Genomic DNA, 11,892 nt, shown 5'->3' with positions numbered 1-11,892 from the left:
AGTGAGTAGTGAGTAGTGAGTAGTGAGTAGTGAAAAAAAGAATAAAGAGAAAAGACAGTTTTAAGAAGTCAATTTTACGGTGTCACCTTAGTGATCGTCTATTGGTCGATGGATTGAAGTTGGCCTGAACGCCTAAAAATTACACTCTTTCGATAAAAGTTTACTGATGACTTCCCTTAAATTCCCAAAACAGCAAAGCGGGCTTCCTTGGTCTCATACTTTTTGGTATCTCTGTAAAACGAGGTTTGCATTTTCAAATATATGTTATCTAGCACTAACTTTTAACGCTACTTATTGTCGATATGACCATAATAATATATATTTGAATCTAATTGCCTGCTTTGTAAATTCATAATGAAGGTATAGTTACCATATTTAAGCTTGTAGCTAACGCCTTTTAACCTTAACTCATTTATTTGATAAAAGAGCTTCTTATATCTGTTAGTTTATGTTTTAGCTGCCTAATTTATGGGCAAACTAGAAAGGAATGTCAGCAGATGTTGAAAGAAAGTAGAGCCCTTATTTTATCTGAAAACTACATCCAGGCTCAAGAATACCTTAGCAAAGCTACCGTGTTGTCTGAAAAAAACGGTTGGCATTTGGAGCGCTTTAACTCTCTTAATTATCAAGGGGCTATCTACCATAGATTATGCGATTATTCTGAGGCGCTCAGCTATTTCTTAAAGGCCCATGAATTGGCTTTGGAGCATTTAACAGAAAATGAAGAGTCTACTATATTAAATAATATTGTTTCCATTTATTTGTCTGAAAACAACTCTGAAAATAACTTAGAGAAAGCGTACGAATATCAGCTAAAGGCTTATAATCTCATTAAACATAGTGAGGATAAAAAGAAGGTCGCTGTCTTTTCATTTAACGTAGCTAATGTATTGAGTGAGTTAAATAAATTGGATGAGGCGAAAGAATATCTAGATACCGCTTTTAAGGATTTAAACGAGGCCGATGGCTATTTTTGGATAAAAGGTAGAATTTGCCTAGGGAAATACTATATGCTTAAAGGCGAATTATCCAAAGCTATAAGTGTTTTGGAGCAGGAATATAGTAAGAAATCCTCTCAAGACTTACAAGGTATTTTTACCGAAGTAGCATCTATGTTGTCTGAGGTGTATAGCACACAAGGAAACATTGAAAAAGCCATTTCTTTAGCCAAAGAAGGCCTGAGTAATACAGATGTTCTAGTAGAAAAAAAACGGTTTTATAAAATGCTTTCAGAATATAGTTTTGAACAGGGAGCGTATATAAAAGCCTTACATTTTAAGGATTCGCTGTTGAATGTTTCAGAACTATTGGCTAAACATAGGGACGCTCAAACCTATGAAAGCAATAAAATAAAGTTCGATTTGCAGAACTATAAGAATGAGCTAAAGCAAAATGAGGAAAATTTAAAACAAGAGCGCATCATTTATATCATTTTAGTAATTACTATTTCCTCATTGATGTATTTGGTATACCGACTTTTAAAAAACAAGCTTCACAAAGAAAATCAAAGAAAAATAATAGCTGAAAGAGAACAGAAAATTTTAGAACTTGAATTGGAGAAAGAAAGAGATAAACACTTGCTACTAGAAAAGCAATTGAAGCATGTAGAGACAAATGGTTTGTTGGAGCAGGAACGCTTAAAAAATGAAATCGAGCAAAAAAACAGAAAATTATCGGCCAAGGCCTTATACCTGTCCGGGAGAAATGAACTGATTGAGGACGTCATTCATTCTCTAAGCAGATTACCGAGTGTTAAAAGTAATTTTGAATTAAAAAGTCAGGTGAATACCCTAAAAAATCATTTACGGACAGATAATGAATGGGATAGTTTTATAGCGCATTTTGAAGCCGTAAATCAAGAATTTATAGCTAATCTTAAGTCGCTACATCCAGATTTAAATCCTAATGACATAAGATTTGTGTGCTATGTATTCATGAACTTAACAACCAAAGAAATTTGTGCTATTTTTAATATTACAGTAGAGGCTTGTAGGAAAAGAAAAACGCGAATTGCAAAAAAAATGAAAATTCCTCAAGATATGACTTTGTATGATTATGTTACAAAACTGTCAAGTCCTATAATTTAAACATCCGCTTTAGACCTTCACCTGCCAACAGAAAAAGCTTTCAATAGACACCCTGTTTAAGCCTGTTAAATCTCAACGCGGCTTTAAACAATATTACTTTATGCCTGCCCTCCAAAAAAGTTGAAACTGCAATAAACGAAGGCCAGTCTAGGAGCTAGCGAGCTGCGTTTTTTTTAGAAAATGAAAAGACTTCCTTTTCACAGTTTACGCAAACAGGCACATTACATCTAATTTTAAGAATTCACAAACACATAATGCTACAAATTATTGATTAACATGCATAATTATTGGGTTTTATGTTAAAATGTCCCGCTTTTTCCATTAGCATGTCCCGCTATTTCATGATAATATTTATAGATATTTTAATCGTTAAGAGATATTTGCGCTCAACGAAATTCATAATACGCAATCAATTAATCTCTAAAACTTTTATTTTATGAAAAAAATTACCGTATCCCTATTTTGTTTATTGGCAGTTCAATTTACAAAGGCTGATTGTGAGCCACCAGCCAATTTAATGGTATCAGATATCACAGAAACGGATGTAACCATAAGCTGGGATTCACCAGAAACTTTACCTGAGATGTATCAATATTGCATCGTTACAGACGGCATACCTAATGGAGAGGGCGCACCTGCTATTGGTGATGTAACTGAAGTAGCTGAACCACCGACAAGTGCCTCCACATTAGACCCAGATACGTACGATTTGGAACCTGGCACGACGTATCAGGTGTTTATAAGAGCATTTTGTGTCATCCCAGGGCAAGCACCTGATTGGGGCGACTGGTCTGAGGGAGTATCCTTTACAACTTTATCCCTGCCCACTTGTCCTCCCCCATCAAATTTAACGGTATCAGATATCACAGAAACGGATGTAACCATAAGCTGGGATTCACCAGAAACTTTACCCGAGTTTTACCAATATTCCATCGTTACAGACGGCATACCTGTTCCCGTAGTTACCATCAATGGTGTCGCTGAAGCAGCTGAACCACCGACAAGTGCCTCCACATTAGATCCAGATACGTACGATTTGGAACCTGGCACGACGTATCAGGTGTTCATAAGAGCATTTTGTGTAAACGGAGGGGATGCTGCTTTTGGCGAGTGGTCTGAAGGAGTATCCTTTACAACTTTATCCTTGCCCACTTGCGTACCCCCATCAAATATATCGATATCAGATATCACAGAAACGGATATAAGCATAAGCTGGGATTCGCCAGAAAGCATGCCTTTGTTTTACCAATATTGTATCGTATCGGACAGCATACCTGATGAGAATGGACTTCCCATTGACTCGGAAGCGACAAGTGTCTCAACAGTAGGCCAAACACAGTACGATTTGGAACCTGGCACTACTTACCAGGTATTTATAAGATCGTATTGTTTCGATGAAACCACGGGAATTCCTGATTTTGGCGAGTGGTCTGAACCTGTATCTTTTACAACTCCCAATGTTTTAAGTGTAAAAGCGGATATTTTTTATGCCTTGAAAGTGTACCCCAACCCTGCCTCTTCCGTTGTAACTATATCTAATGGACATAGCATTGATATGATAGAAGTCCATAATATATTAGGCAAAAAAGTATTCTCAAAAACTTATCGTGCGACCAAAATGACTTTAGATATGACCGATTTTACCACAGGTGTTTATTTCATGACAATTTTATCAAATGGGGCAAAAAGTACTTTAAAACTGATTAAAGAGTAATCAAAGCTCATGAATTGATTTTTTTTTTTTAGCCAGACAATGCCTCACCGTTTACAAATGATATTTACTTGTAGATGGTGGGGTATTCCAAAAGAAACCATTTACATCAAAAAATCTAAGGTTTCGTTGCTCGCAAAACATAACAAATGAAAGCTTTGTTATTACCTGCAGACCTTTTTTTGTTACTACTTCTCAATTTCACCACTTAATAACTATTAAATCTATTTGAGATGAGATCCGCCTTTTTAATACTATTCCTTTATATAATTTCTATTCATGTTCAAAGTCAAAATCGTGCAGATTTTTTTAAAACAATTCCAATTATAGATGAAAACACCCCAAAATGGGCCCAATTAATGTATTCTGATAATCCCAATGTTGGTGAGGTAGAAGACTTATATAGGCAATACTATAAAGACCATAAATTTGTCAAAACAATTCATACACAAAATCACAAGCATTGGATATTGGCGGTTGAACCTTTATTAGACCAAAATGGATTTATCAAACAATTAAGTCGAACTGAGGAAGACAACAAACATCTACAGCTTAAAGCAAAACATGAACAACAACAGGAGTTACGTAGCACAGGTTCCGATAATGGTTGGGTTGCTATGGGACCCTTTGAAACATTTGCCACCAATTCGGCTACTCCAATTTCATGGCATAAAAATATATATTCAATTGACCAGTCTTTATCAAATCCAGATGTACTCATATGCGGTACAGAAGCAGGTGGGGTATACAAAACCATTGATAAAGGAGCTAATTGGGAATTGATCTCTTTAAATGAAGTTTTTTCCGGTTATAATGCTGCCGTGAAAATTCATCCTTCCAATCCCAATAATTATTTAGTATCTTCCAATAACAGAATTTATCAATCTTTAGATGGAGGCACTTCTTGGAAGGAAAGATATTTTACAAATGGAACTGGGCATGAGTTCACATATTCTCCATTAAACAATGACATTATATTTCATGCGTCATCCTCCGGCTTATTTAAATCCACCAATGCCGGCTTAAATTGGGTTCAGATTTATTCCAATAGCTGTTGGGACATTGATTTCCATCCCACCAACAACAATGTTGTTTATTTATTAAAATCCAACCCTTCTGCAAAGCGAAGTGAACTTTTTAGAAGTGATGATAATGGTGAAACATGGACACTTAAAGATAACGGTTGGTATGTTCCTGCCGATATAAACAATGCGTTTGATGAAGGTGGTAAAATTGCCGTTACAACCGCTTCGAGCGACCTAGTCTATGTATGCCTCATTGGGCAATCCAAAAACGGGGACAATGGTTGGATTGGTGTTTATAAAAGTTCAAATCAAGGAGATGATTGGGTGAATCCAAGCGGACAAGATGGCGGGCCTTATGCCCCAACAAACAGTCCTTCAAATTGGAATGTAGCAGCTTATGAAAATGGCTATCATCAAGGTTTCTATAATTTTGATATGGAAGCAAGCTCTATAAATCCAAATAAAATTTGGATTGCAACTTTGCGACTAACAGAATCAAATGATGGTGGTCAATCCTTTCAATCGATTGGTGGTGCCAACTCAACACGTTTAAACCACATCCACTCTGACGTTCAAGATATTGAAGTTCAAGGCAACGATATTTGGGTGGCTACTGATGGGGGTATCGATTTTTCTGAAGACGAATTAATGTCGCATATAGCATTGAATAGAGGTATTCAAGCAGCCCATTTCTGGGGCTTTAACACGGGGTGGAACGAAGACACCTTTACAGGTGGCAAATATCATGATGGTACAAGCGGATGGTACGAAAATTATGGGTTAGGTAACGCCTATAACATTGGTGGTGTCGAGGAGGCTTCAGGGTATGTCCATCCCATTGAGAGCAGAAAGTTATTTTATAGAACTCATTATAACAGTGATGACACTTCCGTTAAAACCATTCCGGAAATATTTGGAACTGAACTTGTAGATCATACGGCTTTACCCATTCGACCTAATGAAGAGTTCATGCCAGCAGAACGCAGTGGGGTTTATTTTGATCCACGATATGCCGACCATATGTATGTTGGTCTTGAAAATAAAGTTTATAAATCAACAGATGGCGGGAGCAACTTTGAAATCATTTACTCCTTCCCCAACGGGATGATTTATGAAATGGAAATTTCAAGAAGCAATCCAAATGTTATCTATGCGGTATTAAACCCAACCAATGGCTTCTGGGACCCTTGTGAAATTTGGAAATCTACAGATGCGGGTATTTCTTGGAACAAAACGAGTTCAGATCCGAGTGGAAACAGAAGACGATTTAGAATTTCTATTCATCCTGAAGATGAAAATAAAGTGTGGGTATGTACCCCTCGAGGTCAAGACGGCTCAAAAGTACATTATACACAAAATGGTGGAGCTTCATGGCAAAACAAAACGACTTCAACTCTAGATGGTGAGAATATTGCTGATATATTATATCAAGGAGGAACAAATGACATCGTTTATATAGCCTCGGGTAATGGCGTCTTCTATTGGGATACAGATACGAGCGACTGGTTAAATTATTCAACAAATTTACCCCTAATAGCAAAATCCTTACAAATCAATCCCTTTTATCGTGATTCAGAATTGCGCTTAGCAACCAATGGACGTGGGGTTTGGGGCAGAAAAATGAAAGACACCCTATTTTTTCCAATTGCTCAACCCATTACATATTCAGACCGAGTGGAATGCCTCATGAAACCGATTCAATTTGATTGTTATTCTATATTAAATCATGAAGGCGCTTCCTGGAAATGGACAATTACTCCTGAGCCCCTATCCATTTCTTCTGATACAGCTAGAAATCCAATTGTTGTTTTTGGTTCTGAAGGCTCTTACGATGTAAGTCTTACTGTTACCGACGGTCAGGGTCATTCAGATACAAAGACGATAACAAATATGGTTACAGTGGTAGACGATTGCTCGCCTTGTAAAACATCTGGAAATATGCACTTTAGTACAGCAGTTACCTTGGTTGATTTTAATGGTATCAATAATGCAACTGGGAAAACCCAACCCTATACTGATTATACAGATAGTTTTTCATCGGATGTAGAAGTTGGTAACACCTATAATTTAAACGTTCATCTTAACACAGATGGTGATTATACTATTTATGCCAAAGCCTGGATTGATTGGAATCAAGATTTTGATTTTGATGATGACGGTGAAACCTACGATTTAGGCTCGGCAATAAATACCGTTGATGGTATCACAAGCTTATGTCCATTACCTATCACGGTACCTATGGAAGCAATAGAAGGACAAACAACAATGCGAGTCGCTGCAAAATTTGCCTATTCCCCAGGGCAATGCGAAACTGGCTACGATGGTGAAGTTGAAGATTATGCAATTGTTGTTGCACCAACACCAAGCATCATTGAAAATACTTTTGAAACAGATCCTATTATATATCCTAATCCATCAAACGGAAATTTCTCTATTGATTTAGGTACTAATTATGAAACTATTGATATTACAATCATAGATTTAAACGGCAAAATAATTCAATCTATGAATTACACTGATAGTCAATTATTAGATATAAAATTAAAATTAGCATCCAGCGTGTATTTCTTAATCATTAAATCAGATGAAGATAAGGCCATACTTCGGTTAGTATTAAAATAATCAGAACCCTACTCCTCTATTGTATTCTTTCTGTTTAATGCTTCTAAAATAATACCTAATGAAATACTTATTTTTTCTGGGGTTGTTGTTGGGATTGACAAGTGTTTCTTATGCCCAAACGGTAATCATTATAGATCAGCAAACCAAAAAACCCCTTGAAGGTGTCGTTCTAATCAGCGAAAGTCCCCAAGTATCAACAATAACCAATACAAAAGGGCAAGCCGACATTTCTGCTTTTAAAGAGGTAACGAATATTCAAATTCGCTCTCTAAGTTATGAAATGAAGGTTTTGAGCTATTTACAAATTCAATCCTTTGATTTTAGGATTGGGATGGAGCCATCTCACCTAAACCTTGATGAAGTAGTAGTTTCTGCTACACGTTGGCGACAAACATCCGGCAATATTCCCTCTAAAATCATATCGATTTCACCCAAAGAAGTAGCTTTGCAAAATCCGCAAACCGCAGCCGACCTTTTAGGTATTTCTGGAAAGGTTTTCATCCAAAAAAGCCAGCAAGGCGGTGGAAGCCCAATGATAAGAGGCTTTGCTACCAATAGGCTCATTTACACCATTGACGGTATCCGGATGAACACCGCCATTTTCAGGGGAGGCAACTTACAGAATGTGATTAATCTAGACCCATTCGCCATTGAAAATACGGAAGTCCTTTTCGGACCAGGCTCAGTTCTTTACGGAAGTGACGCCATTGGTGGAGTAATGAGTTTTCAAACGCTCACCCCGCAATTGTCGCTAACAGAAAAACCTCTGGTTACAGGCAAAGCGGTTACCAGATATTCTTCTGCCAATAATGAGAAAACGGGGCACTTTGACATGAATATAGGTTGGAAAAAATGGGCTATGGTAACAAGCATTAGTTCTTGGGATTTTGACCATTTACGCCAAGGGAGCAAAGGACCAAACGATTACATTAAGGGAATACATCCACAACGTCAAGACAGCATGGATCTGGTAATTACGCAGGAGGATAAACTTTTGCAAGTGCCATCTGCATACTCGCAAATAAATTTCATGCAAAAAGTACGGTTTAAACCAAGCGAAAATTGGGATTTTCAATATGGGGTTCATTATTCTGAAACTTCGCCTTATGGTAGGTATGACCGTCATAACCGATTCAAAAATGGGACGATTCGTTATGCTGAATGGAATTATGGTCCACAGAAATGGATGATGAACCATTTGAATATTACGCATAGTGGCAAAAATGCTATTTATGATCAAATGTCCTGGCGATTGGCAAAGCAATCTTTTGAAGAAAGCCGTATTGATCGATCACTAAACAAAGATGACCGCACCACAAACACTGAGAAGGTGGAAGCCTATTCCACAAACCTGGATTTCACCAAAAGTATAAGCACAAAAAACACACTGTACTACGGACTAGAATATATTTTTAACGATGTAACCTCAAGCGGGAAACGCACTGATATTTCCACAGGAATTGACCAAGCAGGTCCCGCAAGGTATCCAAATTCCACTTGGAGTTCCATAGCAACTTATGTAAATGATGAGCTAAGAGTTTCAGATAAACTAACTCTGCAAGCAGGACTAAGGTACAATCACTTTATACTGGATGCAGATTTTAGCAACAACTCAGATTTCTACCCATTTTCTTTCACCAGTGCAAACATTAACAATGGCGCTCTTACGGGAAGTATTGGAGGGGTGTATCATCCATCAGAAAAGTGGGCAATTCGTGCAAATTTTGGAACTGCGTTCCGCGCTCCTAATGTAGATGATATAGGGAAGGTGTTTGATTCTGAGCCTGGTTCCGTGGTAGTTCCCAATCCTGATCTGGAGGCGGAATATGCCTATAATTTTGATTTGGGAATATCGAAAGTTTTTGGAGATGTTGTAAAAGTAAATTTAACAGGCTACTATACCATCCTTGAAAATGCTCTGGTTCGCAGGGACTTTCAGCTCAATGGACAAGACAGCATTCTTTACGCAGGAGATATGAGTAAAGTACAAGCCATACAAAATGCGGCAGCTGCAAAGGTGTATGGCGTGCAAGCTGGACTTGAAGTAAATATGCCCACAGGATTTATGTTTTTGACAGACCTGAACTACCAAATTGGAGAAGAAGAGCTGGACGATGGCACAATAAGTGCATCGCGCCATGCAGCTCCATTTTTTGGTGTGAGCAGATTGCGCTATAAATACGATGACCTCATACTTGAGTTTAATGGCTGCTTTCAAGGCGAAAGAACCTTTAATGATCTTGCTGTCAGCGAACAAGGAAAGGATGAGATCTATGCCAAGGATTCGAGCGGAAATAACTATTCGCCTTCATGGTATACGCTCAACCTGAAAGTTATGTATGACCTTACTGAGACTTTCAGTATAAGCAGTGGTATTGAAAACCTTACCGATCAAAGATACCGACCATATAGCTCAGGTCTTTCTGGTGCAGGGAGGAATTTCATTCTATCACTAAGAGCCAATTTCTGACTTTAAGGGTCAGCCTTTTATATTTGTTGCAAGTTTTGGGACGTGGTACAATCGCGCACTAGTGGGGGTTTTACGGATCATACTTCCAATGATCTATCGGGCGATGGGTTGAAATTGGCCCGAATGCCTAAAAATTAGACTACTTTTGAATTGTGACGAAGTTCGCGGGTAATTCCAAGGGTGTACCTCACAGAAAAGCGGCATCCCTTGGAGCCGCTTTTTATATATACTCATTGGTGGTTTTGGAGAATGCGATGCATTAGCTTCGTTACATCTTCGATGTCGCGCACTAGCGGGGTAATATTGTAAACCTGTTTTTCTCAATAATTGAAAAAAGGGTTCCGCTTAAAAAAATAAAATCCTAGATTTATATCTTACACACTTTTCGGGAAAGTGTTTCCTAATACATTTTTCTTTTAGAGTTCTCTCACAATTGTTTTATTTAGCCATCATAATATTGATAAGAAAAATGAAAATTGACCGATTTGTAATAGCAATACTCCTGTCCATTGCCTTGGCCTATATGCTTCCATACCCGGGAAGTCAACATAGTCCTGTGAACCTAGATTTGATAGCCAGTTTTGGGGTTTCGTTAATTTTCTTCTTTTATGGATTAAAATTGAGCCGGGACAAACTTACACATGGCTTAAGGAATTGGAAATTGCACCTGCTAGTGCAGCTTACCACATTTCTTGTCTTTCCAATGATCCTATTGGTGTGCCGTCCATTTATTGACCATACGCCATACTCGGCTCTGTGGTTACCTTTCTTTTTTCTTGCCACACTACCATCAACTGTTTCGTCCTCTGTCGTCATGGTTTCGATGGCAAAGGGTAATATAGCGGCATCCATCTTTAATGCCAGTATTTCTGGTTTGATAGGCATTGCCATTACCCCTTTATGGATGGGACTATTTTTAAAACAGACCTCAACTGGGTATAGTTTGAGCTCCATTTACCTTAAGTTGATTGTCGAGATATTAATACCTGTAATTTTAGGGTTGCTAATGAACCGTAAATGGGGACAATTCGCCGCGAGGTATTCTAAACAATTATCCACGTTCGACAAATCCATTATATTGTTGATTATATATAAAAGTTTCTCTGACTCATTTATGGACGAGGTTTTTTCGGAGATTGAATATAAAGATCTCATTGTGATTGTTATCGCGACCATAGCCCTCTTCTATATTGTGTTTCACCTAACAGGATATTTTTCAAGAAAACTAAAATTCAGTACAGAGGACCAGATAACAGCCCAATTTTGCGGGACTAAAAAATCATTAGTTCATGGTACTGTATTTTCTAAAATTTTATTCCCAAGTTCATTTTCTACAGGCCTGATACTCCTCCCCTTAATGCTCTTTCATGGCCTCCAAATTTTCATCATAAGCATTATAGCCACGAAATTAGCAAAACGGCAAGAGTGATTTTACAATTACAATCTGGCTATTGTGGGCCATCACCCTTTCATGCCACCAACAAATATGTGGATGAGGTTGTCATTCGGCTGTTTTAACCTTAAATAAAAGTTTGTACAAGGCAGGTACACCCAATAGGCCAACCATTATGGCCGCTTTACCTGCCCTTCCTGGACTTTCACCCCTGCACTTTTTTAATGAAGAATGAGTAGTGAGTAGTGAGTAGTGAGTAGTGAGTAGTAAGTAGTAAGTAGTAAAAAAAAAGGAATAAAGAGTAAAGAATTGAGAGGATAGAGAAAAGAACCAAGAGAAAAGACGGTTTTACGGATCCAATTTTACAGTGTTACATTAGCGATCTATTGAGCGATGGGTTGTAGTTGGCCGGAATGCCTAAAAATTATACTACTTTTGAATTGTGACGAAGTTCGCGGGTAATTCCAAGAATGTGCATTCACAGAAAGCGGCTCTTATTGGAGCTGCTCCTTCAACACAAAGCTCAATATTCCTAACCGAACAAGCCAATAACAGCAATACAAATCGTATCTTTACAGTCAATA

At 37.9% G+C, this 11,892-nt stretch carries 5 protein-coding genes; all 5 read left to right on the top strand.

The window, feature by feature from the left end; all coding sequences use genetic code 11:
• The first annotated feature begins 497 nt into the window (after nt 1-497).
• The 5 genes from AC6I5C_RS17460 (at nt 498) to AC6I5C_RS17440 (ending at nt 11,344) form a co-directional block, all read left to right on the top strand.
• Nucleotides 498-2,087, top strand: a complete 1,590-nt coding sequence (locus AC6I5C_RS17460; protein ID WP_497906286.1) for a tetratricopeptide repeat protein — start codon at nt 498-500, stop codon at nt 2,085-2,087.
• A gap of 436 nt (nt 2,088-2,523) precedes the next feature.
• The gene (locus tag AC6I5C_RS17455; RefSeq protein WP_497906285.1) at nt 2,524-3,801 is read left to right on the top strand and encodes a T9SS type A sorting domain-containing protein; all 1,278 of its coding nucleotides are present in this window, start codon (nt 2,524-2,526) and stop codon (nt 3,799-3,801) included.
• A 230-nt stretch (nt 3,802-4,031) separates the two neighbouring features.
• Entirely contained in the window at nt 4,032-7,445 is a 3,414-nt protein-coding gene (locus AC6I5C_RS17450) for a VPS10 domain-containing protein (RefSeq protein WP_497906284.1), read from the top strand.
• Nucleotides 7,446-7,503: 58 nt separating this feature from the next.
• On the top strand, nt 7,504-9,915 hold the full coding sequence (locus AC6I5C_RS17445) for a TonB-dependent receptor (RefSeq protein WP_497906283.1): 2,412 nt from the start codon (nt 7,504-7,506) through the stop codon (nt 9,913-9,915).
• Between the two features lie 469 nt (nt 9,916-10,384).
• Complete coding sequence (locus AC6I5C_RS17440) at nt 10,385-11,344, top strand: bile acid:sodium symporter family protein (RefSeq protein WP_497906282.1); 960 nt, start codon at nt 10,385-10,387, stop codon at nt 11,342-11,344.
• Nucleotides 11,345-11,892: the final 548 nt, after the last annotated feature.

Source organism: Mangrovimonas sp. sgz306409, assembly GCF_059735265.1.
The sequence above is the reverse complement of the archived record's forward strand: the minus strand, read 5'-3'. Positions and strand labels throughout refer to the sequence as shown.

Excerpts from the sequence above, each read along its gene's own strand:
- AC6I5C_RS17440 (WP_497906282.1), top strand. The coding sequence starts at position 10,385 with ATGAAAATTGACCGATTTGTAATAGCAATACTCCTGTCCATTGCCTTG.
- AC6I5C_RS17445 (WP_497906283.1), top strand. The coding sequence starts at position 7,504 with ATGAAATACTTATTTTTTCTGGGGTTGTTGTTGGGATTGACAAGTGTT.
- AC6I5C_RS17455 (WP_497906285.1), top strand. The coding sequence starts at position 2,524 with ATGAAAAAAATTACCGTATCCCTATTTTGTTTATTGGCAGTTCAATTT.
- AC6I5C_RS17450 (WP_497906284.1), top strand. The coding sequence starts at position 4,032 with ATGAGATCCGCCTTTTTAATACTATTCCTTTATATAATTTCTATTCAT.
- AC6I5C_RS17460 (WP_497906286.1), top strand. The coding sequence starts at position 498 with ATGTTGAAAGAAAGTAGAGCCCTTATTTTATCTGAAAACTACATCCAG.